This is a genomic window from Limibacterium fermenti (assembly GCF_041902845.1).
Lineage (GTDB): Bacteria > Bacteroidota > Bacteroidia > Bacteroidales > Dysgonomonadaceae > Limibacterium > Limibacterium fermenti.
Window position 1 is genome coordinate 155,063 of record NZ_CP159486.1, and the last position, 23,609, is coordinate 178,671.

Genomic DNA, 23,609 nt, shown 5'->3' on the forward strand with positions numbered 1-23,609 from the left:
GATAAAAAAATAGCGAAGAAGATTATCCGTCAAACGAAATGAATCGGTTAGAGGGAGGTGTAGCTTTCGATAAACCATAATAAAAAGATGTATTTTCAGGACTTGTTTCACTATACTTTTTTTCAGAATGCTCTGTGGGGAAGTTTATTCGCCAGCATCGCCTGCGGGCTGATCGGCACATATATTGTGACCAGGCGATTGGTTTTTATAAGCGGAGGAATTACGCATGCCTCTTTCGGCGGATTGGGTGTAGGGTTGTTTTTCGGATTGAATCCTATTTTCTCAGCAATGATCTTTTCGGTTTTGTCGGCTTTCGGCATACAATGGTTGTCGCGAAGGCAGGGCGTGCGCGAAGATTCGGCGATAGGCGTATTTTGGTCTTTCGGAATGGCCGTCGGTATCATCCTCACCTTTCTTACGCCCGGGTATGCCCCCAACTTATCGGAGTTTTTGTTTGGGAATATACTGACAATCACCCGGCTAGATATATTTTCGTTGGTGATTCTTTCAATCATTCTGATCGTATTTTTTATTACGCATTATCATCAGATTGTGTCGGTGTCGTTCGATGCCGAGTTTGCCAGAACCCGCAGGATTGCCACCCAGCTTATCGAGTATGCCATGATGCTTTTTATCTCGGTGACTATCGTGCTCAGTATCCGTTTAGTGGGGATTGTGTTGCTGATGTCGTTGATTACCGTCCCGCAAATGACGGCCAACCTGTTCACATCCAATTATTCCAAAATTATTTATTTATCGGTCGGCATTAGTTTTGTGGGATGTGTTGTGGGCTTGTTTCTGTCTTACTTCCTGAATATCCCTTCCGGAGCATTTATTATCTTCGTTCTCATGTTGATGTTTTTTGTTGCGAAAGGACTGAAGGCTATCCGCTTTACCCGTCGATAAGAATAAAGAGACAAGAAGAAATCTATTTTGTCGTCACATTGTCGGAAACGCTCACACTTTGTATTTCTTTTATTTCTTCGAGAATAGCACAGGCCGTTTCGACCGAAGAGACGTTTTTAATACTCACCGATCGTTTTTTATTCTTTTCGCGAAGTTGACAGACTCTCGCGTGCGCTTGGATATAAAACAGGAGTTTGTCGAAAGCGCCGGAGCGGTAATAAGGCGATTGTCCGTCGGAGATAAGCTGGAGCGTCATTTGCCCGTTTTTCAACATGATCTTTTCTATCCCCAATGATCGGGCCAAACGCCGCAACCGCACAATGCGGATCAACTCCCTGCCTTGTGCCGGAATCTTACCGAAACGATCTTCCAACTTGAGGATGAAGTCGAGAATCTGTGTTTCCGTTTCCATCGTGTCGAGTTCGCGATAAATGGCAATCCGTTCCGCATCGTTCGGGATATAAGTGACCGGAAACATCAGTTCGAGATCGCTTTCCACCGGTACCTCTTCGGTGAAGAACTCTTCCCCGTTATTTGATGGTTGTTCTCTGTAAAGATCGGCAAACTCTTCTTTGCGTAATTCCTGTACCGCCTCGGCAAGGATTTTTTGATACGTTTCATATCCGAGGTCGGCGATAAATCCGCTTTGTTCAGCGCCCAACAGATTGCCGGCGCCTCGGATGTCGAGGTCTTGCATGGCAATGTGAATGCCGCTGCCTAACTCCGAAAAGTTTTCGATCGCTTGCAGTCGTCGCCGTGCATCGGTGGTAAGCGTATATAACGGCGGCGCTAAAAGATAGCAGAAAGCCTTACGGTTGCTGCGCCCTACGCGTCCGCGAAGTTGGTGCAACTCGCTTAGTCCGAAGTTTTGCGCATTCACAACCAAGATGGTGTTGACGTTCGGAATGTCGATGCCTGACTCTATGATGGTCGTAGCGATCAAGACATCATAATCGTAATGCACAAAATCGGTGATGACCGACTCCAGCTTTTTGGGCTCCATTTGTCCGTGTCCTACCGCAACGCGTACATCCGGAATTTCTCTTTTGATGAGTGTTTCCAACTCGTAGATATGTTGAATCCGATTGTTGATAATGAATACTTGTCCGTTGCGGTTCAATTCGAACTGAATCGCTTCTTTAATAATTTCGATATCGAACGGATGGACTTCCGTCTGTACCGGATAACGGTTGGGAGGAGGCGTGGTGATGGTCGAAAAATCACGCGAGCCCATCAGCGAAAACTGTAACGTGCGCGGAATAGGCGTTGCCGTCATCGTGAGGGTGTCGACATTCGTTTTGAGTTGCTTGAGTTTCTCTTTCGTCGATACGCCGAACTTTTGCTCTTCGTCGACAATGAGCAATCCCAAATCGTGAAACTGCACGTCTTTGCCTATGAGGCGGTGCGTGCCGATGAGAATATCGATTTTCCCCTCTTTCAAGTCGGTTAGAATCGCTTTTTGCTCCTTATAGGTGCGCGCACGGCTAATATAATCTACGGTCACCGGAAAGTCGGACAGCCGGTCGTGAAAGGTATGATAGTGTTGCGTTGCCAAAGTGGTTGTCGGCACGAGCACCGCCACTTGTTTACCGTCGGTTGCGGCTTTAAATGCCGCCCTGATAGCGACTTCGGTTTTCCCGAAACCGACATCGCCGCATACCAGGCGATCCATCGGGCGCTCGCTTTCCATATCGTTCTTCACGTCTTGCGTAGCTTTGAGTTGGTCGGGGGTATCCTCATAAATAAACGAAGCCTCCAATTCATTTTGCAAATACGTGTCTTTCGAAAAGGCGTAACCCTTTTCGTGCTGCCGCTGTGCATAGAGTTTAATAAGGTCGCGGGCGATATCTTTTATTTTCGATTTGGTCCGTTCTTTCGTGCGCTCCCATGCGCCGGACCCCAATTTGCTGAGTTGCGGGCTGTCTCCTTCGCGCCCTTTGTATTTCGATATTTTATGCAAGGAATGAATCGAAACGAATACCGCATCGTTGTTCAGATACGTCAGTTTGATGACTTCCTGTATTTTGTCGCCGATGCGCATGCGTACCAATCCGGCAAATTTGCCGATGCCGTGGTCGAGATGCACTACATAATCCCCCGGTTGCAATTGATTGATTTCTTTGAGCGTCAACGCGATCTTTCCCGAACGCGCCTTTTCCGATTTCAGGCTGAATTTGTGAAAGCGATTGAATATCTGGTGATCGGTGAAGCAACATATTTTCATCGAATCTTCCGAGAAGCCTTCGTGCAGCGTTTTATTAATAGGAGTAAAAGGAATAGCATCGCCTCTGTCGTGGAAGATGTCGCGCAGGCGTTGATGTTGCTTTTCGCTGTCGCTCAGGATATATATCGTGTAGCCCTTTTGCAGGAATTCTTGCAGGGACTCGGATAGCAGGTCGAAGTTTTTGTGAAACAGAGGTTGGGGAGAGGTCTCGAATTGCAGGGCCGCATCCGCCGGATCTAATAAATTAGTGTCGAACCGGAGTTTCCGGAAAGGCTGTATCGCCGATAGGAATTCTTCTTTTGACAATAAATCCGCCTTTATAAATTCCTCGTCTGGAGGATTTATTTTTAATTCATCATGATAGATTGATTCGATGCGGCTTTCGATCCAGCGCATATCTTCCGTGGCAATAATGGTTTGCTCCGGCAACAAATCGAAAAGCGTGGCATTTTTATCTTTTGCCGTACCGAATTCAGGCACGATGCGTATCTCCGAAAACTTCTCTTTCGAAAGTTGCGTCTCCACATCGAAGCTGCGGATGGTTTCGATTTCATCTCCGAAAAAATCGATACGATACGGAAGTTCGCTTGAGAAAGAAAACACATCCAGAATGCTTCCCCGTGTGGCATATTGGCCCGGTTCATAGACATAATCGACATATTGGAAGCCATACGAATCGAGCACTTCCGCAACGAATGACGAATCGACTTTTTCACCCGTTGAAACCGTTAATGTATTTTCTTGCAGCGTTTGTTGCGAGACGGTCTTTTCGGCCAATGCGTCGGGATAAGAGACAATGAGCAGCGGGCGTCCGTCTTCTTGCAGGCGGGAGAGCGTTTCGGTTCGCAGGATTTGGTTAGCCGCATCGATTTGTCCGTACTTCGCCGCGCGTTTATAGGCCGAAGGGAAGAAAAGGATATCCCCCGTGCCGGTTATTTGGGTTAAGTCGTGATAAAAATATCCGGCCGTTTCCAGATCGTTGAAAATAAATAGGGATGGATTGGGTTGTTTGCGGAATAGCGATACGGCAAACAAGGCACGCGATGATCCGTGCAAACCCTTTACCGATAAAGTCATTACTTCCTTCAGTAATTTGCTCGCAGCCGAAACATTCGGATGGCCATCCATCAATTGTTGCAATTGAACAATATCCAAAACGTGAGAGAATTTTATTTCGGGCACAAAGATACGCTTTTTTAAATTATTTGCGAAGTGAATCGCTCTTTCGTCTTTTCCCCGGTCTCCAGTCTCCAGTCTCCGGTCTCCGGTCATCAGTCTCCGGTCAGGTGTGGAAAATTTCCCCATTTTTGATTTTTCAAAGCTAATCGACTTTGAAATGATGCTAAAACGATATCTTTGTCACTAAGTAATTACAGATAGAATTACGCGCATTGATTTTTTATCCAACCAAAATCTTAACTATGTTTTTATTTTCATTCGTAGTGATTACGAGAGTTATAAAAACATAGTTTTTTTACTTTCCCCCATAAAGCGTATATTTGCCGTCAATAGGTGCCGTCCGCAGGGATATCGTTATCAAAAAAATACAGTATGGGCTACGAAATAGAACGAAAATTTCTCGTAAACGGGGAATATAAATCATTCGCTTTTAAACAATATCGCATCCAGCAAGGCTATTTGTCGGTCTCGAAAGAGAATGTCGTACGTGTGCGCGTAAGGGACGACAAAGGGTTCCTGACCATCAAGAGCGGTGCGGTAAAGGATCGGTTCACCCGCTACGAATGGGAGTATGAGATTCCTTTGGCGGATGCTGACGAGATGCTCCGCTTGTGTGCACAGGGAGTGATCGATAAGACCCGTTATCTGGTGAAAGCCGGAGCGCATACCCTGGAGGTCGATGAGTTTTACGGCGATAACGAAGGACTCGTTTTTGCCGAAGTCGAGCTGACGCACGAAAATGAAGCGTTTACTCCGCCTTCATGGTTGGGTAAGGAAGTGACAGGTGATATCCGGTATTACAATGCGTACCTATCGCAACATCCTTATAAGAAATGGTAGAAAAAAGGACGAGGGTGTCGCCAAAGCGGCATCCTCGTTATAACCTTTAGTCAAGAATCGTTACCCATCCGTGGGTGTCCGGCTCATCGCCGTATTGAATAGCCCTCAGTTTGTGATAAAGTTGTTCCGATATCGGGCCCGCTTTGCCGTCTTTACAGAAGGCATACGATTTTCCCGCGTCGGGATCATCGATCCGCAAGATGGGACTGATTACCGCAGCCGTGCCGCAGGCGCCCGCTTCTTCAAACGTGGCGAGTTCCTCTTCGGGAATATGACGCCGTTCCACTTTCAGTCCCATATCCTCTGCGAGTTGCATCAGGCTTTTGTTGGTGATGGACGGAAGGATGGAAGTCGATTCCGGTGTAATGTACGTCCGGTTTTTAATGGCGAAGAAATTGGCCGGACCGCATTCGTCGATATATTTTTTCTCTTTAGCATCCAAATAAAGTACGGCGGAGTAGCCGCCTTCGTGCGCTTTTTCACCTGCCACCAAGCTGGCCGCATAATTGCCGCCTACTTTGTATATGCCGGTGCCCAGCGGGGCTGCACGGTCGTATTGACGAAGGATAACCATCGGGGTCGGTTTGAATCCTTCTTTGAAATACGGCCCTACCGGGGTCACTAAAATCAGGAAGAGATATTCGTGAGCAGGTTTTACGCCTACTTGTGCGCTGGTGCCGATAAGTAGCGGACGGATATATAAAGAAGCACCGCTTTCGTAAGGAGGAACAAAACGTTTGTTCTTTTCAACTGCCAATACCACCATTTCTTCAAACCGTTCCACCGGCAGTTCGGCCATCAGGATGCCGCGGCACGACGATTGCAGGCGCAGTGCATTTTCGTGCATGCGGAAGATGCGTATCTTACCGTCTTTTCCTTTAAAAGCTTTTAGTCCTTCGAAAGCTTCTTGTCCGTAATGCAGGCAAGTTGCCGCCATGTGGATATTCAGGAACTCCGATGTTTCCAGTTGAGGTTCGCTCCATTTTCCGTCACGGAAATAACTCCGGACGTTATAATCGGTTTTCATATATCCGAATGATAAATCCGACCAGTTAATTGTGTCCATGTTTTAATCTTTTTATTGTCTGTTTTATATCGATAGAATTGCAAATATACGCTTTTTATGCGTTCGTTAGTCCATTCATTCCCAAAATAGTTCAGCATTTCTTTCCTTATAGGTTAAGAAGTGCTTCATGTCGGTTATTGTATAATTAGGGCCGTTGTTAGGATACGACACGTTCTATACGGAGAATTTATTTATCGTTGAACAGGGTATCGAAAAAATCTTTTTTTTGTGAGATGTAAATTTCGAAGGGCATTTTTGATGATAAATTCGGGCACAGGCTCAATTTCGAAAGGAATTCACGGTAGTCAGATAGCTTTACATTCGATAATTTCTGTGTCGACATCAAGCGAAGTCAGGAATGGAAACTTCCGTATTGTATTTCGAATATTCTTTATGATAGAGGATATCCCTCAGTACCGGATTGTTTTTAATCATTGCATCGATTCCGGGAGCTTTAATATCTTTCGATTTCTTTCCCCTGATATTCCATCCGTGTGCTTTCAGGTCTTCATACAGAGAATTCTCGTTGAGACAATAGGAAAAGTGCATTTCAAATGTTTTTTCGAAAGTTCTTTTCGCTTCTTCCTCCGTTTGTCCGTAGGCGGAAAGGTCAAGGGCAGGACAATATACAATATATATTCCGTTTTCTATGAAAGAATAGATTTCGAGATGCGCCCTAAGCGACTTCCTTTTTGTGTCCAACTGTCCGTCAAAAATTAAGCCTGCCATTTTTGTTTTTATGTACCTCTCTGTTTTACATACAAAAAAAACAATATAATAATGGGATATGCAAATATTTTTGTTCAAACCTGCATTCGTCAGTCCATTGTTTTTCTGTGCTTTTTGCCCCATTCTTCCAACTGTTTTAAAATAGGATTCAGTTGCAATGCGCTTTCTGTAAGTTCGTATTCCACCCGTGGCGGCACTTGGGCGTATACCGTCCGTTTCACCAATTTATTTTGTTCCATTTTCCGCAGTTGAAGGGTCAGCATGCGTTCAGTAATATTCGGGATGCGTTTTCTAAGTTCTCCGAAACGCAACTTTCCATTCGCCAAATGACAACATATCGCTAACGTCCACTGTCCGCCGATGAGATTTGCAGCATAAATTTCCGTGCATTCCGAACCCAAGTTCTTTTTATTTTCGTAATGGGTCGATGTTTCCTTTATTTTACTCATACTTACATTTTTGTCGGTACCATACAATTGGTTGCAAATATACATTATTGCAGGTAATATTTGTATTTTTGCAATAAAATGATTGGTAAAATGAAAACTTTGGTCATCGTTACTCACCCGAATTTAGAAAAATCGGTTATCAACAAACGCTGGATAGAAGAATTACAAAAATATCCCGAAAGGTATTCCGTACACGATTTGTATGCGTCTTATCCTGACGGAAAAATAGATATTGAAAGAGAGCAGCAGCTTATTGAATCTCATGATAAAATCGTGTTTCAATTTCCGTTGTACTGGTTCAGTTCTCCTCCGTTACTGAAAAAATGGTTTGATGAAGTATTGACCTATGGTTGGGCTTACGGAAGCAAAAGCGGATATAAAGTCGCCGGAAAGAAAGTCGCATTGGCCCTATCGGCGGGAATTGATGAAAAGGCATATTCCGCTGAAGGTACGTGGAGGTACACGCTGAAAGAACTTACGGCTCCTTTTGAACTGACATTTAAGTACGTAAGGGCGGATTATAAATTCTTTTATGCTTATTACGGTATTGAATTAAATGCCTCGAAGGAGCGGATAGAAAAAAGCGTGCCGGCATATATCGATTTCATCGAATCTCTCTAAGAAGCTAATAAATAATCGTTTCTCAACAAAACATCAAAAATGAAAAGAACAGTATTCATAACCGGAACAAGTTCAGGTTTAGGAAAATCATTAATATAAGTTCTTCAATCGGATTAAGTGTAGATATTCCGTTGTCATCTGTTTATGCTATGTCGAAATTTGCATTGGAAGGTTTAAGCGAAGGCGTCTATTACGAGTTAAAATCACAGAATATAGATATTCATTTGGTAGAACCGGGAGGTTTCCGTTCTTCATTAGGAGCAAATGCATTCATGATTCAGCCGGGAAAAAATTCGGTATATGGTGAAATAAATGAATGTTTAAACACTTATTTGGAAAGTAAGGCCACTGATATCCATTGCCCGCATACGGATATGGAGGATATCGTTAAGACGGTGTATAAGTTGGCCACAGGCGAGATTGATTCCTTCAGAAATCTTGTAGGCGGCGATGCAAAAGAAATTCTTGATTTGCGTTCAAATAATTCGATAGAGGAATATCTGCAACGAATCGGGAGTCGTTTTATACGATAAAACCGCCATCCCCTCCCCCTTGTTTTCGAACGAGGAGGGAATAACGGGATGAGCAAAGTTCCGTGTTGTAGCTCTGTCCGTCTGCGGTTGGTAATTTATCGCAATTTTACCGCTCTCCGACCCAATGCGGCTAAATAGGCGTTTGGGCGGTAAGGGTATTCAGTTCGGTCAAATGTTCTTTTGACAAAGACCAATCGACTGCGCCCAAGTTTTCGATCAGTTGCTGTTCATTTCTTGCCCCGATGACAATATTGGAAACGGGTTCCTGTTTCGTTTGCTATGCGTTCCAAAGTATCTACAACCGTATTAAGAAGCTACCATTTGTTTGGGTATCCGTTGGATAAGTCCCGGGTATTGGGCCAGTAAATTATAATAGCGTTCGGTAGCCGTACTGCTGATAAGGCATAAAATCCTTTTTTGTAAGGCAATATATCCTGCGGTTGTTTTCTTTAGAAAAAAGTATTCCATTTTTTGAAGTTCCTTACATAACTTTTCTCTGTTTTCCAATGAAATGGCAAGAACTTTTGTGTCTTCCAAACAGTCAACGTTTAAGGTAGCTTTGGTGCTGTTATGGAACGCCTGTGGGTCTGTTATCCACCAATTTTCCAAAGCAAATTGTATTATATGCTCTTTCCCTTCGGGATTGGTGTGAGAAGATTTCATCATTTGTCAGCGGCTTGCCGTTCCTAAAACAATGATCTTTATGCAGGATGTTGGTCGACGGCTGATAACCGGCAACTTATATTTTATGATAGACTTCTTCAAACGGAACTCTGAACCGTTCGCCCCAAATGCCTTCGTTGCCTTTTCGTACTCCGCAGGAAATAACCATATTGATCCCTGCTCCGCGAGGTAAGCGAAGGAGTTTTTTCACCCGTTTACTGTCGAACCCTTCCAAGGGACAGGTATCATAACCTTCATCGGCCATGGCTATCATGAATGTTTGAGCCGCAAGTCCGCAGGTCTTTTGAACCACGGCACGCATATCGCTTTCGGAAACCTGACGCACCATCGGGCGAAAAAGGCCGACAATACCGGTCAATAATTTCCTGAAAAGTCCCAGAATGCCGAAAAACCGCGCATACAGAAACGGCATCAATGTTCCATAATACAGTTCCCGGTCTTTTATCCGTTTTTCCTGACGCTCCTTGGGACTGTTTCGTCGAATGTTTCCCCTTTCAAAATCAATAATAGATTTCGCCCGTTTTTTATAGAGATCCTGGCGGGTTACAAAAACGACTAACTCCGGTGCGGTCGACACGGCTTTTTGGTCAAGACAGGCTACCGCCATCTTTTCGATAAGCGCAGGTGTGGTGATGTGATAAAACTCCCATAATTGCATGTTCGAACTATTCGGCGCTAAGGTCGCCAATTCGATGCAATGCCTCACTTTGTCCGTATCGATGTCTTTTTCTCTATCGTAAACCCGTACCGAGCGACGGTAATTCAATACTTCTTCTAAATTCATATTCTACAAATTATCGTATTCTTTTTAAGCAGTCTTTCAGCCTGCGAATATATGCATTAATATTTTCCGACTTGCATTTCTTCCTCCTCGAAAATCGTTTTCAGCCTTTCGCTCCATTTTTGCAAGAGTACCTTTCTTTCCGCATCCGTTAGGTGGGCAACTTCATAGTTCAACTGCGGTTGCAGGACGGAAAATCCGACATATTCCAAAATTCCGCGATGTATGGGCTTTAGTATCCCGTTAATATCTCCGTAATCCCCGTCTTTCACATAATAACTTTCGGAACTGCCTGTGGTGAGGGACAGCAGCGCTTTTTTGCCTTTGAATTTTCCGCTTACATAGGGAATGCGGCCTGCGCCGTAAATTTTTCCCGCTGCGAACACACGGTCGGTCCAACCTTTCAGGATAGCCGGGACGGAAAACCACCACAATGGGAATTGCCAGATGAGCAGGTCGCACCATTCCAGTTTTTCCTGTTCGGTGTGAATGTCCGCTGCAAAACCGTCATGCTCCGTAGCATATATTTCCTCCATTCCTAACTTCAGGAATGAGTGGTCTTTGACGGTCGTAAAATTACTTCGGTCCGAAACGGGGTTGAAATTCATCTGGTATAAATCGGACGTTTTTACTTCGTGCCCTTGTTCTTGCAAGGTTTCAACTGCGGTGCGATACAATGCGCCATTAAAACTTTTCGGCTCCGGATGAGCGAATACAATTAATATTTTCATATTTTATTTCTGTTAGTCCGGCAAAGATATACCTAAAATATTGTATAAACCGGTATTTACCGGATATCTTTCGGTATCTTTTGGGGTGGCCATACCATGCCGTTCTTCTTTTTTCAATAGAGTTACATTTCCTTCAGGGATAAGCCTCTTAATTCCACGTCATATTTTGCCAATTCTTTTTTTATTGAATCGGCCTTTGCTTGGAGTAGGGTCATGTCAATCTTTTTGGGATTCCGTTTTATCCCGGCAACGATAGCCGTTTTGTCCAAATCATTCAGAGCGATCAGGTCAATTTCATTTTCTCCTTTCCTATCCCAATAGTTGCCGATGGCGGTTATTCTTTCTTCTTCCGCCATCTTCGCCCGGAAATATTTTTCCAGAACCGAACCGCTATACTGCTCATAGCTTTTATCGATGGACTCACGGAGCAATTCGTATTTTCCCATTTCGATTAATGACTGGTTCGGGAAAATAAACCGGAACCAGAAACGAAGGTAATGATCATTCAGGCTCCAGCGGTTTTTCCGGCTTTCCGGTTTTGAAAACATCGGTTTGTTTTTCGTAATAAGGGAGTATCCCTTCTCTAAATTGACCAGATAAGCCCCTGTATTTTTCCCTATAATGGAATCTATTTCACTTTGGGTCGTTTTTCCGGAAGCGATTAACTGTAGGATGGAAAAATAGATTCCATATTCTTTCCCAAACTCGGAGATGAGCAATTCTTTCCCTTCTGCAATAAAAGGGGAATCGGGGCGTGTCGCCATATTCAGCATTTTATCCTTTGTAACGGCCCCCGCTTCCATCAGAAGATTGATATATTTGGGAATTCCACCTGTCAGCATATAGAGGCATAGAAGATCTTCCGAAGTATATTTAGGATTATAATCGTTCAAGATTTCCTTTATTACGCTGACAGCGAAAGGTTGCAGCGTTATTTTTGAGGTGAGACGGCCGAAGAGCGGTTCTTTCCTGTTCTCAAAAATCTTCATCATCATCGAATAGATGGAGCCGGAAGCGATAAAGTTGATTTTGACCTTGTCTTTATACTGATCCCAAAGATTCTGAAGATCACTGAATATAGAGGAATTCACATTGTCAAATTCCTGAAATTCATCGATAATAAGTGTATAATGTTCTTGCGTAGCAAAAATCAGGAACTGCTCAAAAAGGTCTTTCAAGCGGGTAATCGTACCAAAGATTTGTATCCCTAAAGCATCTGCCGCATCTTTTTGGAACTGCTCGCAAAGGAGCGATTCACTTTTACGGGACACAAACAGATACAGATATTTCTGTCCTTTTACGGATTCCAGCAAAAGGGCCGTCTTACCGACACGGCGACGTCCAACCATGACGGTAAAGCAAGCGCTTTTTTTCGATTGCTCCGATGTGCGGGCTAATATTTCCAATTCTTTTATCCTGTTGTAAAATTTCATATCTATATTCTTATTTATGAATTACAAAAATAATACGGATTACTCAAATTGCTATTATTTTTCCCGGGTTATTTTAATGGCCATTAAAATAACTTCCGTTAAATAAGATGCGGGATAATCCATTTGTCCCTTTGTCATTCCTGTCACCTTGTCATTTCTTTATGCCGGCGCATACTGTCCATGTCTTGCCGGTAGTCGTGGAGGTCATAAAGCCATTCGTCACTGTTTATTGTGATGGATGGTTTCACCTTTGGCGGGTAATCGCGATAAATGGAGCTGAGCCCCAGCCCCAGCAGCCCGATCAAGGCCATACCTATAATAAACCAACGGAAATAACGGCGGGCTCTTCGCCGGATGTTATACGGGTCGGAAAGATCGTAAAGCGGATTGGGGACGTCTTTGCCGCACGACAGGCAAATGAGTTTCTTATGATACTGCATCTCGAGCGTGTAGTCTACTTCGGCTCCGCAGTGAGGGCAGTGCATCCGGTAGATACGGGTGTGGGGAAACAGCGGTTCAACGGAGTGTTTCCGGTTCGGTTTGTCGGCATGCTTTTTCATCGTTATTCATACATAAAACAATCGATTAGGTTGTTACCTCGCCGTTCCCCAAGTCCGGTATGAGTGAAAAAAAGAGGCGCAGGAACTGTTAGCATTTACTGTGTGCAAGGCTCTCACAAAGCCCCAGTCTCCGTAAAGCAACAGCCCCACGCCAAAAAGGCGCGGAGCGTTACTGCTATTACCTGAAACTGTAGCTAAATTTGTGAGATTCTGCACACAGGACAATAACTAAAACGCTTCTCGTTTTATATTTCTACGGATTACGCTGCAGCGTAATCCGCGACAAAGGTATCGTTTTTTTTATATACGAAACAACTTTTTTCGCGGATTTTAGCTGTTAGCCGGTTAACATTACATTTAGTGTTTATCAAAAAAATAAACTTCATTGTTCGGAGCCCGGAAACTCGCCCCGATGAGGTAGGATAGTATATAAAAAAGTTGCCCAAGCTAATGATAAGAGCATTAACTTGGACAAATAAACTAATTTTTAATTTGGAAATAACTTGGCTATTTTCATTCAATACCGTGATTCTTCTCCATGAAGTACAACTTGACTGATTGATCAGCGCCATGATAATAAAAATCGTATTCTGTAAAAAGGGATTTCAAATCACGATCTTTATAAAAATCACTCCAAATAATGACTAAAAGACTCTCTGTTCCTTTAGGTGGAATAAGTGTAAATTTACCGGTTTCCTCTATTTTATTTTGCGTGTCCGGATAAATAATGCTTGTACTTTTGTTCGTGTTGATAAGACTTCCGTCATTATTGATATTATAATCTAAAATATCGGACTGATTTATATTGTAGTAAGCAAAAACTTTTGCTCCGATATCCGGTAATGTATCTCCACGTAATGTGTAGTAAACCTCAAATTTTATGCTCAACGGTTCATCGATCTCTTGGATGATATCATTATTACAACCAGTAAAGAAAAGGAATGCTATACACAACAACCAGATTTTATGTTCGATTAAATTCATAAGCTGACCAGATTTTATTTTTGTTATCGTTAATAGTCTTACAGGTTTTTACTTAGCACTCTTGTGATCGACTAATTAAGATTCCCGTTTTAAACTATATCCACTACTAAGACTTAATTAGTCATGAGTATCTCTTAATTAAAACCGAATTATTATTCCTGAGATTCTATAATGCATAAATTGCATTACAAATGTACGTCTTTTTTTTGCATACGAAACAACTTTTTTCGCGGATTATTCACTATATTCGTGCTTCGAAAAATGATCGACCAAATAACCATACAAAAGATTCAGGATGCCGCGCAGATTGTCGACGTGGTGTCCGATTTCGTTACGCTGCGCAAGCGGGGTGTGAACTATGTGGGGCTGTGCCCTTTCCATGAAGACCGGAATCCCTCGTTTTACGTGTCTCCTTCCAAAAATATCTGCAAATGTTTCGTGTGCGGCACGGGAGGCACGCCGGTCAATTTCGTTATGAAGCACGAGCAGCTTTCGTATTACGAAGCGCTGAAATATCTGGCGAAAAAATACCACATCGAGGTGGTGGAAAAAGAGTTTACGGAGGAGGAAAAGCTGGCGCAGAGCGCACGCGAAAGCATGTTTATCCTCAATGAATATGCCCGAGACTATTTTGTGAAAATATTGTTCGAACATCCCGAGGGACGGAGCATCGGACTGAGTTATTTCCGTGAACGCGGTTTCCGGGACGACATCATCCATAAATTCCAACTGGGTTACAGCCTCGAACAGCGCGATGCGTTGTCGCAGGAAGCCCAAAAAGCCGGTTATCAAAAAGATTTTTTGCTGAAAACCGGCTTGTCGACGGGCGGGGAAAACGGCGGCGCCCTCTTCGACCGTTTTCGCGGGCGGGTCATCTTCCCCGTGCATACCCTCTCTGGTAAGGTGGTGGCTTTCGGGGGGCGTATCCTGAAGAAAGTGCCCAACACGGGCAAGTATGTCAATTCGCCCGAAAGCGAAATTTACTCGAAGAGCAACGAGCTATACGGTATTTATTTTGCCAAGAGCGCCATTATGAAAGCCGATAAGTGCTTTTTGGTAGAAGGCTATACCGATGTCATTTCGATGCATCAGGCGGGGCTCGAAAACGTGGTGGCTTCGTCGGGAACGGCTCTCACCCACGGGCAGATACGCAAGATACGGCGTTTTTCGGAAAATATTACCGTGCTTTACGACGGCGACACGGCGGGGATAAAGGCTGCGATGCGGGGTATCGACCTGCTGCTGGAAGAGGGAATGAACGTGAAGGTGGTGTTGCTGCCCGAGGGCGAAGATCCCGATTCGTTCGCCAAAAAGCAGAACGCCGACGATTTCAATCGCTATATCGCTTCGCACGAAACCGATTTTATCCGCTTCAAAACGCAGTTATTGCTTGCAGAAGCCGGCGACGACCCTATTAAACGGGCGGGCCTTATCACGAACATCGTCGAAAGCATCGCCCTTATTCCCGATGCCATCACGCGTTCGGTATACATTCAGGATTGTTCGCAGTTGATGGAGTTGCGTGAAAACGTGTTGATAGCGGAAGTCAATAAAGTCCGCCTTCGCAATTATAGTCGGAAGAAGGAACAAGGTGCGTCGGCGCCGGGTGCTGTTCGTGACGAAGCGCGGGCGGCGATCGAGATAAAGGCCGAGTCGTTTGCCAAGACTACCGCTAAAAATCCGTATGACCGGTTTGAATACGAGATTCTTCGTTATGTGGTTCGTTATGGCGAACTGCCGGTGTACCGTAAATACGAGAAGCGGAAACGGAAAGAAGGGCGGCATGTTCTCGAAGAGGACGTGTTGGTGGAAGAAGGGCCGTTGGTCACGGAGTTTGTGCGGTACGACTTGGAGCGCGATCATATTCCGTTTTCGAATGAGTTGTACCGGCGGATGTTCGAAGAGGCGGTCGAAGGATTGGAGGACGAACATTTCGTTCCGGGACGGTATTTTTTGTCGCACCCCGATCCGGCGGTCAATAAGTTGGCTTCCGACCTGATGAGCGACCGGTATCAGTTGAGTAAGATTCATGCCAAGTCGATCGGGGAGGAAATTGATGCGAAAGATTCGCGGTTGTTGGAAGAAAACTCCCTCAATTTTCTCGTTCCCCGCGCGACGACCGAACTGAAAAATGCGTATATTCTCGAAAAAATAAAAAAGATTCAAGACGAAATGAAAACGGCGTCCCCCGACGATGCCCTCGTTTTGATTGCCGAGTTGAAGCAAATGCAGGAAATTAAGAAGATCCTGTCCAAAGAATTGGGCGAACGGATTATTTTGAAGTTCTAAAACCGTGTTAACCGGTTGATTTATCTTTTTTGCCCGTGGATTGATCCTTTTAGGCAGATCTTTTTTCGTCTTGTGACGATCTTTTATCATTTAGAAAAGATACGGTATCGTTTATTACAGTCATTATATCATTTTATATTGATGTTGGATAATTTTTTGCAGAGGATTCCTCATTTCTTGCTGTCGATTGATCATTTCCTACCGTTTATTTGCCGTTTCCTACCGTTGCCCTGCCGTTTCCTACTATTCATCGGGCATATCCTACCGTTGATTTATGTCATTTTACTATTCAGCGAGTATTTTTTGCCATTGTTTCGACCTTCCTCGCAATTTCCGTCTTCTTCCGTCCTTTCCGTTCCATAAAAATAGCTATCTTTGAGCCTTTAAAACGAACTGCAACACATGTATTTAAAAACCAACAACGTCGTAAAGCAATATGCCAATCATTTGGCGCTGAACAAAGTCAGTATCGAAGTGCCCAAAGGCACCATCTTCGGGTTGCTGGGCCCCAACGGGGCGGGGAAAACAACCCTTATCCGCATCATTACCCGCATTACCGCCCCCGACAGCGGTGAAGTATGGATTGACGGCCGGCCGGCTTCCGACACGAACGTAACCGATATCGGTTATCTTCCCGAAGAGCGCGGATTGTACAAAAAAATGAAAGTCGGCGAACAGGCTATGTATCTGGCGCAGTTGCGCGGCCTTTCGCGTCAGGACGCCCACCGCCAACTCATGATCTGGTTTAAACGCTTCGATATCATGGATTGGTACAACCGCAAGGTGGAGGAGCTTTCGAAGGGGATGCAGCAGAAGGTGCAGTTCATCTCCACCGTCATCCACAATCCCGGACTGCTGATTCTCGACGAACCCTTCAGCGGCTTCGACCCCGTCAACGCCGACATCATTAAAAACGAGGTGTTGCGCCTGCGGGAACAGGGAAAGACCATCATCCTTTCCACCCACAACATGGAGTCGGTCGAAACGCTTTGCGATAACATCGCCCTCATCAACAAAGCGCAGGTGGTGCTGCAAGGCAACGTATTCGATATCCGCAAGCAGCATGTTACCAATACGTTTCATTTCCGCCTGCGCGCCGAATCGTTTCATTTCGAACATCCCGCGTGCACCCTTTTGTCGTGCGAACCGTATCATGAATTTATCGATGTGCGTATCCGCAAACAGCCCGAAATGGAAACCAAAGAACTGGTCAAGCTCATCTTCGACCGCTACGACGTGGTGATGTATGATGAGGTGCTGCCCTCGATGAACGATATCTTTATTCAAACCGTAACAAACAATTGACCGATGAACAAATTAGGCTTAGTCATACAAAGAGAATATATTACCCGCGTCCGCAAAAAATCGTTTATCATTCTCACCCTGCTTATGCCGGTGCTGATGGTGCTGCTCACCTTGATGCCCCTGTGGCTCGCCACGCTCAACGACGGCGGCGAAAAGCGTATCGTGGTCATTGATAATACCGGTCTGTATGCGCCGCTGTTGAAATCGACCGATACCTATATCTTCCAGTCGGCCGGCGAGTCGGAAAAGGCCAGTTATCAGTCGAAACTGGGCAAAGAGGTGTATGCCGTCCTGCATATTACGCGCGATTTGAATAAGTATCCGCAAGCCGCCACCATCTTGTCAGAGAAACAAATTCCACAGGATTTGCAATCGATGATTAAACGCACGCTCAGCGAAAAAGTGACTCAACAAAAGCTCGACGAGCTTTCCGCCTCGGGCAATGTCGATGGCGAAACGGTCGCGCAGGTGCGGAACATTGTGAAAGAAGGGTCCGACATTCCGTTAAAAACGATGAAGTGGGGGGGCGACGGCACGGTCTCCGAATCGTCGACCGACGTGGCGACGATCATCGGTATGGTCTTCACCATTCTTATTTATATGTTTATTCTTATGTACGGCAACATGGTGATGCAGGCCGTGCTGGAAGAAAAGAAAAGCCGCGTGATAGAAGTGATGATTTCGTCGGTAAAGCCGGTTAACCTGTTGGTGGGTAAGATTATCGGCGTAGGATTGGTGGGCATTACCCAACTCGTTATTTGGGGAGTACTGGCCACCGCTTTGCTTGGCGGCGTATCGCTATTTATCTCTTCGCCCGAACTTGCTTCCGCTTCGGCGATGGAGATGGACGGCATGGATATGCAGAAAATTCTCGATACCGTTTTGTCGATTAATTGGTTCGAGGTTATCCTCTTTTTCCTGCTCTTTTTTATCGGCGGATATGTGCTGTATGCTTCCATTTTCGGAATGTTCGCTTCGGCAGTCGATAGCGAAGAAGATACCTCGCAGTTCATGACCCCCGTGACCATCATCATCGTGTTCGCTTTCCTGGCCGGCTTCTACAGCGTCGGTAATCCCGACGGGCCGTTGGCTTTCTGGTGCTCGTTGATACCGTTCACTTCGCCCATTGTCATGATGGTGCGCATTCCGTTCGGTATTCCGTTGTGGGAAAAGTTGCTCTCGCTGGTTCTGTTATACGGTACGTTTATCCTCATATCCATTGTTGTGGCAAAAATCTATCGGGTGGGTATTCTGATGTACGGGAAGAAGCCGACTTTCGCTGAAATGATAAAATGGATGAGCTATAAGTGAATTTTTTCAACTTTTTATAGCGGAAAACCGGTAAAAAGATGTATTTTTGCGAATAATAAATTCAATTGAATGCAAAAATAGCGTTATTTTTGTGAAATTGATAATCTTAGAATGCGTATCGGATTTTTCCTCGAATCTCATACGCATTTTTCAATCATACGCAGCAAATGAAATTCGTAAAAATGCAAGGAGCAGGTAATGATTATATTTATTTCAACCTGTTCGAAGAAAAAATAGAGTCGCCCGCCGAGCTTTCCCGCCGTGTGAGCGATCGTCACTTCGGTATCGGCGGCGACGGCATCGTCCTTATCGGGCCTTCTGCCGAAGGAGACTTTTCCATGCGCATGTTCAACGCCGATGGTAGCGAAGCGGAAATGTGCGGAAATGCTTCCCGCTGTGTCGGAAAATATCTGTACGACCGTGGGCTCACGCGTAAAAAAGAGATCGCGTTAAGTACCAAGTCCGGCATCAAACGACTGCTGCTGGAGGTCGATCCGGTGACCGATACGGTTGTCCGGGTGAACGTGAATATGGGACGGCCGCGGTTGTCGGCTCATGAAATACCTGTCGCTCTTTCACAGTCGCATGTTGTCCGCCATCCGCTGGAAGTGGAAGGGTATCGGGCCGAAATCACTTGCGTGTCGATGGGCAATCCGCATGCCGTTATTTTTCAGGACGACATCGAGCGGTTCGATTTTTCCGCAATAGGGCCTGCTATTGAACATCATCCGTTGTTCCCGCAGCGCACCAATGTCGAGTTTGTACAAGTGCTCGACCGCCAGAACCTCCGCATGCGCGTGTGGGAGCGCGGAAGCGGCGAAACGCTGGCTTGCGGCACGGGAGCTTGCGCCACGGTGGTGGCCGGCGTGCTCAACAACGTATGCGATGCTGTAGCCCTTGTGCATGTGAAGGGCGGCGACCTTTTGGTCGAGTGGGATCGCAGCGCCGATGAGGTCTGGTTGTCGGGAGACGCCCACTTTGTCTTCGAAGGCTTTGTTTAATTAGCAAATTAGCAAATTAGTAAATTAGCGGATTGGCAAATTAGCAGGTTCGTAAATTAGCAGGATTAGGGTGTTCGCACATCATTCATCACTCATCACTTATAATTCATAATTCATAATCGTTATGTTTTCCATCAACGAAAATTATCTCAAACTCAACGAAAGCTATCTCTTCAGCACCATCGAATCGAAAGTCAACGGGTTTACCCGTAACCATCCTCAGGCCGACATCATCCGCCTCGGTATCGGCGACGTGACCCTCCCTTTACCTCCATCCGTCATCGCGGCGCTGCATAAAGCCGTGGACGAAATGGCCGATAAAAGCACTTTTCATGGTTATGGGCCGGAGCAAGGCTATGCGTTCTTACGCGAAACCATCGCTAAAAATGATTTTATCGACCGGGGACTTGACATCGCTGCGGATGAAATCTTTATAAGTGATGGCGCGAAAAGTGATACGGGTAATATCGGCGATATCCTCGGCGACGCAAATGTCATCGGCATTACCGATCCGGTATATCCGGTGTATTTGGATACCAATATCATGCGCATTTTGCAATCGTCCATCACCTCGTCCAAGATTCTGTTTCTGACCTGTAGCGAAGAAAACAAGTTCTTGCCCGAGCTTCCCCCGAAAAGGGTGGATGTGATTTATTTATGTTATCCCAATAATCCTTCGGGTACGGTCATGACGCGGGCGCAATTGAAGAAATGGGTCGATTATGCCCTCGAAAACGAAAGCTTGATTTTGTTTGATGCCGCTTACGAAGCGTATATTACCGAAGACGATATTCCCCATAGTATTTTCGAAATCGAAGGCGCCAAGTCATGCGCCATCGAGTTCCGTTCCTTTTCTAAGAATGCCGGCTTTACCGGTTTGCGGTGCAGCTATACGGTGGTGCCCAAGGCATTGAAGACGGTGACTTCGACGAAAAAAGAAGTCTCGTTGAATGCGTTGTGGCGCCGTCGTCAATCGACCAAATTCAATGGCACGGCGTATATCATTCAGCGCGCGGCGGAGGCCGTTTATTCTCCCGAAGGCCGGAAAGAAGTGCGGTCGATGGTCGATTACTATATGCAAAACGCCGCCATTATCCGGGAAGGATTGGCGGAAAAAGGCTGGACGGTCTTTGGCGGGGTAAATGCTCCGTACATCTGGTTAAAGTGTCCCGACACGACTGATTCATGGGCGTTTTTCGACCGCTTGTTGCAGGAATGCCACATTGTCGGTACGCCGGGTGTGGGATTCGGGTTGAAAGGCGAAGGATATTTCCGTCTGACCGCTTTCAACAGTCACGAAAAGACGCTCGAAGCGGTGCAGAGAATTAAAAATTGGAAGCAGTAGCCCGAAGCGGTTTATTCCGGCTCCGCGTGAACCAATTGCCCATGAATACGTTTATTTTATACATTGGTATAAATTATAAACATAAAAGAGTATGAATAAGCAAGAGTTTAAACAAAATGCCCATAAGGTGCTGGATGAACTGATCGAGTATATCGATAAGTTGGAAAGCAAAGCCACCGATATTGCCGAAGATGCCAAAGACGAGTATAATCAACAATTGGCAAACTTGAAGGAGATCAAACAAAATCTGTCGGATAAGCTGGATGAATACGATACGATTGCCGACAGCAAGTGGGATGTGGTGAAAAGCAGTGCGGCCGCTTTTGTCGATTCGGTATCTCGTTCATGGAAAGTGAACTATACGAAAGTGTCCGAAGCGTTGAAAAAAGATAAAAAAGCATCCGGAAATACTTCCGACGACGTGCAATAGTCTTCCTTGTGATGTTTATGAATGGGGCTGTCTCGAGTATTTCTTTTTCGAGGCAGCCTTATTCTTATGGAGTCTATTGGAAACGATTTTAGACTCCTTTAAAAGGAAAAAGCCTCTAAACTGTATAAGAGAAACAGTTTTAGAGGTCTCTGGAGAGGTACCTGGCGGATTCGAACCGCCGTAAACGGTTTTGCAGACCGCTACCTAGCCACTCGGTCAAGGTACCGACACATAAAGCAGGTGCAAAGATAATGCTTTTTTTGAAAGAGCAGCCTCTTCCGAGGGGTTTTTTTATTCCTACGGACATAGCTCTTTATGAAAATAGGGCTCGGAAAGCATCTTCGACTTTTCGAACCGCTTCTATTTTTATATGCACTTTCGCATTGAATCCTTTCAGGTTATTTGCCGGTACAAGAATACGCGAAAAACCTAACTTTTCGGCTTCCATAATACGTTGCTCGATGCGGTTTACCGGACGAATCTCTCCCGAAAGTCCCACTTCGCCCGTCAAACAGGTATCTCCATCGATGGAAATATCCAAACTGGAAGACAAGACGGCGCAAATGACCGATAAATCCATTCCCGGATCATTCACCCGTAATCCACCGGCAATATTCAAAAAGACATCTTTCTGTCCCAATTTAAAACCGGCGCGCTTTTCCAATACGGCCAGTAACATGTTCATCCGTCGAATATCGAATCCGGTGGCCGATCGTTGCGGCGTGCCGTAAGCTGCCGTGCTCACCAGCGCTTGCGTCTCTATAAGGAAGGGGCGTACCCCTTCGATAGCGGCCGAAATGGCTACACCGCTTAATCCTTCGTGATTTTGCGTAAGCAGTAACTCCGAAGGGTTGGTTACTTCGCGCAGCCCCGACCGGTTCATCTCATAGATACCCAATTCCGAAGTGCTTCCGAAGCGGTTTTTGATGCTTCGTAAGATCCGGTACATATAGTGTTGGTCGCCTTCGAACTGCAAAACCGTGTCGACGATATGCTCCAAGACCTTTGGCCCGGCGATGCTTCCTTCTTTCGTAATATGTCCGATAAGAATGACCGGTATGCCCGACTGTTTGGCGAATTTGAGAATCGTTGCGGCGCACTCCCGTACCTGCGAGATGCTTCCGGGTGACGATTCCATGGCGTCGCTATACACCGTTTGGATCGAGTCGATAATCACTAATTGCGGAGAGGTGTTTTGGATATGGGTAAAAATACGGTCGAGATTGGTTTCACACACAATCAGGCATTGATCGTTCTCCAAGCCGATACGGTCGGCACGCAGTTTGAGTTGCCGCGCGCTTTCTTCGCCCGAAACATACAGGCTTCGGATATGACTTAGTTTCAGTACCGTTTGAAGTACGAGCGTCGACTTGCCGATGCCAGGCTCGCCTCCGATCAATACCAGTGAGGCTGGTACCAGTCCTCCGCCCAACACCCGGTTGAGCTCTCCGTCCAACATATCGATGCGCGGCTCTTCATCGGCTTTTATATCCTTTAGCGGGAGAGGTTGGCTCTGTACCGAGTCGAACGAGCGGGTGTCGGCTTGTTTCGACGCGCTGTTTTTTTGTACCAGTTCCTCCACAAATGTTCCCCATTCGCCGCAGGAAGGGCATTTTCCCATCCATTTCGGTGATTCGTACCCGCAATTGCTGCAGAAATAAACCGTTTTCAGTTTTGCCATGCCTTTATATTACTTATCATCATAATGTCCCAACACCGAGATTACTACGACGATTACCACATCGTCCCTTACCAAATAGCGTAATCGGTTTTTCTTATCTATCCTACGCGACCAAATATTACCGCTTAAATACCTGAGCGGCTCAGGATGCCCGGTACCGCTATATGGGTGTTCGGACAATTCTAGGAAAATTTGTTCGATTTTGCGGATGATCGGTTTCGGCCCGCTTTTCCGGATATACAAAAGATCCTTTTTAGCTCGGTTTGAAACGGCTATCCTATACGTTCCCATACATTTGCCGGATCAATAAACGTAATTCTGCCTTCGCGTATGTCGTTTAGCCCTTCCTGTATAGCTTCCAATTCTTCTTTTGTGGGATAATCCTCTTCGTCCCATGGTTTTACGATGATGGGTCTCTCGTTTTTGCGGGCGACGATAACGATTTGTTTTTCTGACAAATCGAAGAACTTCTTTTGATTAGCCCTAAATTCTGCGGGGGTTACGATAATCATATCCTTATGCGTTAA

General features: G+C 45.4%; 23 protein-coding genes and 1 tRNA gene. 10 read left to right on the plus strand and 14 right to left on the minus strand.

Features of this window, described 5'->3' with window-relative positions:
* Nucleotides 1–87: 87 nt before the first annotated feature.
* Nucleotides 88–906 carry a metal ABC transporter permease gene (locus ABNK31_RS00670; protein ID WP_418893855.1) on the plus strand — a complete coding sequence of 273 codons (819 nt, stop codon included), beginning with the start codon at nt 88–90 and terminating at the stop codon, nt 904–906.
* Between the two features lie 22 nt (nt 907–928).
* On the opposite strand, the gene mfd is transcribed toward ABNK31_RS00670, so the two are convergent.
* Nucleotides 929–4,258 (minus strand): transcription-repair coupling factor, encoded by a 3,330-nt coding sequence (gene mfd / locus ABNK31_RS00675; RefSeq protein WP_418895449.1) that lies wholly within the window; start codon nt 4,256–4,258, stop codon nt 929–931.
* Nucleotides 4,259–4,681: 423 nt separating this feature from the next.
* Between mfd and ABNK31_RS00680 the strand changes: the two genes are divergently transcribed.
* Nucleotides 4,682–5,149, plus strand: a complete 468-nt coding sequence (locus ABNK31_RS00680) for a CYTH domain-containing protein (RefSeq protein WP_418893856.1) — start codon at nt 4,682–4,684, stop codon at nt 5,147–5,149.
* Between the two features lie 46 nt (nt 5,150–5,195).
* Here the strand turns inward: ABNK31_RS00680 and ABNK31_RS00685 are convergent, their stop codons facing one another.
* From ABNK31_RS00685 to ABNK31_RS00695, 3 genes are all read right to left on the minus strand, one after another.
* Nucleotides 5,196–6,215, minus strand: a complete 1,020-nt coding sequence (locus tag ABNK31_RS00685) for a branched-chain amino acid aminotransferase (protein WP_418893857.1) — start codon at nt 6,213–6,215, stop codon at nt 5,196–5,198.
* 342 nt (nt 6,216–6,557) lie between these two features.
* Nucleotides 6,558–6,944, minus strand: coding sequence for a hypothetical protein (locus ABNK31_RS00690; protein WP_418893858.1), 387 nt, complete (start codon nt 6,942–6,944; stop codon nt 6,558–6,560).
* A gap of 89 nt (nt 6,945–7,033) precedes the next feature.
* Nucleotides 7,034–7,393 (minus strand): winged helix-turn-helix transcriptional regulator, encoded by a 360-nt coding sequence (locus tag ABNK31_RS00695; RefSeq protein WP_418893859.1) that lies wholly within the window; start codon nt 7,391–7,393, stop codon nt 7,034–7,036.
* Nucleotides 7,394–7,483: 90 nt separating this feature from the next.
* Between ABNK31_RS00695 and ABNK31_RS00700 the strand changes: the two genes are divergently transcribed.
* Together ABNK31_RS00700 and ABNK31_RS00705 are read left to right on the plus strand one after the other, a co-directional pair.
* Nucleotides 7,484–8,014 (plus strand): NAD(P)H-dependent oxidoreductase, encoded by a 531-nt coding sequence (locus tag ABNK31_RS00700; RefSeq protein ID WP_418893860.1) that lies wholly within the window; start codon nt 7,484–7,486, stop codon nt 8,012–8,014.
* Nucleotides 8,015–8,109: 95 nt separating this feature from the next.
* Nucleotides 8,110–8,547 carry an SDR family NAD(P)-dependent oxidoreductase gene (locus tag ABNK31_RS00705; protein WP_418895450.1) on the plus strand — a complete coding sequence of 146 codons (438 nt, stop codon included), beginning with the start codon at nt 8,110–8,112 and terminating at the stop codon, nt 8,545–8,547.
* A gap of 306 nt (nt 8,548–8,853) precedes the next feature.
* Here the strand turns inward: ABNK31_RS00705 and ABNK31_RS00710 are convergent, their stop codons facing one another.
* The 6 genes from ABNK31_RS00710 to ABNK31_RS00735 all read right to left on the minus strand — a co-directional run bounded on the left by ABNK31_RS00710 (nt 8,854) and on the right by ABNK31_RS00735 (nt 13,720).
* Entirely contained in the window at nt 8,854–9,213 is a 360-nt protein-coding gene (locus ABNK31_RS00710; RefSeq protein WP_418893861.1) for a Crp/Fnr family transcriptional regulator, read from the minus strand.
* A 73-nt stretch (nt 9,214–9,286) separates the two neighbouring features.
* A complete protein-coding gene (locus ABNK31_RS00715) occupies nt 9,287–10,015 on the minus strand; it encodes a nitroreductase family protein (RefSeq protein ID WP_418893862.1) in 729 nt (242 codons plus the stop codon).
* A gap of 56 nt (nt 10,016–10,071) precedes the next feature.
* Complete coding sequence (locus ABNK31_RS00720; RefSeq protein ID WP_418893863.1) at nt 10,072–10,743, minus strand: NAD(P)H-dependent oxidoreductase; 672 nt, start codon at nt 10,741–10,743, stop codon at nt 10,072–10,074.
* 122 nt (nt 10,744–10,865) lie between these two features.
* A complete protein-coding gene (locus tag ABNK31_RS00725; RefSeq protein ID WP_418893864.1) occupies nt 10,866–12,176 on the minus strand; it encodes an ATP-binding protein in 1,311 nt (436 codons plus the stop codon).
* Nucleotides 12,177–12,319: 143 nt separating this feature from the next.
* Nucleotides 12,320–12,736 (minus strand): hypothetical protein, encoded by a 417-nt coding sequence (locus tag ABNK31_RS00730; protein WP_418893865.1) that lies wholly within the window; start codon nt 12,734–12,736, stop codon nt 12,320–12,322.
* Nucleotides 12,737–13,249: 513 nt separating this feature from the next.
* The gene (locus ABNK31_RS00735; RefSeq protein WP_418893866.1) at nt 13,250–13,720 is read right to left on the minus strand and encodes a hypothetical protein; all 471 of its coding nucleotides are present in this window, start codon (nt 13,718–13,720) and stop codon (nt 13,250–13,252) included.
* 261 nt (nt 13,721–13,981) lie between these two features.
* On the opposite strand from ABNK31_RS00735, the gene dnaG reads away from it, so the two are divergent.
* The 6 genes from dnaG to ABNK31_RS00765 all read left to right on the plus strand — a co-directional run bounded on the left by dnaG (nt 13,982) and on the right by ABNK31_RS00765 (nt 21,401).
* Nucleotides 13,982–16,009, plus strand: a complete 2,028-nt coding sequence (dnaG, locus tag ABNK31_RS00740) for a DNA primase (protein ID WP_418893867.1) — start codon at nt 13,982–13,984, stop codon at nt 16,007–16,009.
* A 402-nt stretch (nt 16,010–16,411) separates the two neighbouring features.
* On the plus strand, nt 16,412–17,314 hold the full coding sequence (locus tag ABNK31_RS00745; RefSeq protein WP_418893868.1) for an ABC transporter ATP-binding protein: 903 nt from the start codon (nt 16,412–16,414) through the stop codon (nt 17,312–17,314).
* Between the two features lie 3 nt (nt 17,315–17,317).
* Nucleotides 17,318–18,625, plus strand: a complete 1,308-nt coding sequence (locus tag ABNK31_RS00750; protein ID WP_418893869.1) for an ABC transporter permease — start codon at nt 17,318–17,320, stop codon at nt 18,623–18,625.
* Between the two features lie 167 nt (nt 18,626–18,792).
* Nucleotides 18,793–19,626: a diaminopimelate epimerase gene (dapF, locus tag ABNK31_RS00755; RefSeq protein WP_418893870.1), complete on the plus strand. Its 834-nt coding sequence runs from the start codon at nt 18,793–18,795 to the stop codon at nt 19,624–19,626.
* A gap of 124 nt (nt 19,627–19,750) precedes the next feature.
* A complete protein-coding gene (locus ABNK31_RS00760; RefSeq protein ID WP_418893871.1) occupies nt 19,751–20,971 on the plus strand; it encodes an LL-diaminopimelate aminotransferase in 1,221 nt (406 codons plus the stop codon).
* Nucleotides 20,972–21,062: 91 nt separating this feature from the next.
* The gene (locus ABNK31_RS00765; RefSeq protein ID WP_418893872.1) at nt 21,063–21,401 is read left to right on the plus strand and encodes a hypothetical protein; all 339 of its coding nucleotides are present in this window, start codon (nt 21,063–21,065) and stop codon (nt 21,399–21,401) included.
* Between the two features lie 155 nt (nt 21,402–21,556).
* Here the strand turns inward: ABNK31_RS00765 and ABNK31_RS00770 are convergent.
* The 4 genes from ABNK31_RS00770 to ABNK31_RS00785 all read right to left on the minus strand — a co-directional run bounded on the left by ABNK31_RS00770 (nt 21,557) and on the right by ABNK31_RS00785 (nt 23,594).
* Nucleotides 21,557–21,627: transfer RNA gene (locus ABNK31_RS00770), tRNA-Cys, on the minus strand.
* A gap of 87 nt (nt 21,628–21,714) precedes the next feature.
* Entirely contained in the window at nt 21,715–23,082 is a 1,368-nt protein-coding gene (radA, locus tag ABNK31_RS00775; RefSeq protein WP_418893873.1) for a DNA repair protein RadA, read from the minus strand.
* Nucleotides 23,083–23,091: 9 nt separating this feature from the next.
* Nucleotides 23,092–23,373 (minus strand): Txe/YoeB family addiction module toxin, encoded by a 282-nt coding sequence (locus tag ABNK31_RS00780; protein ID WP_418893874.1) that lies wholly within the window; start codon nt 23,371–23,373, stop codon nt 23,092–23,094.
* Nucleotides 23,355–23,594, minus strand: a complete 240-nt coding sequence (locus ABNK31_RS00785; protein WP_418893875.1) for a prevent-host-death protein — start codon at nt 23,592–23,594, stop codon at nt 23,355–23,357. Before ABNK31_RS00785 ends, ABNK31_RS00780 begins: the two co-directional genes overlap by 19 nt.
* Between the last annotated feature and the right edge of the window lie 15 nt (nt 23,595–23,609).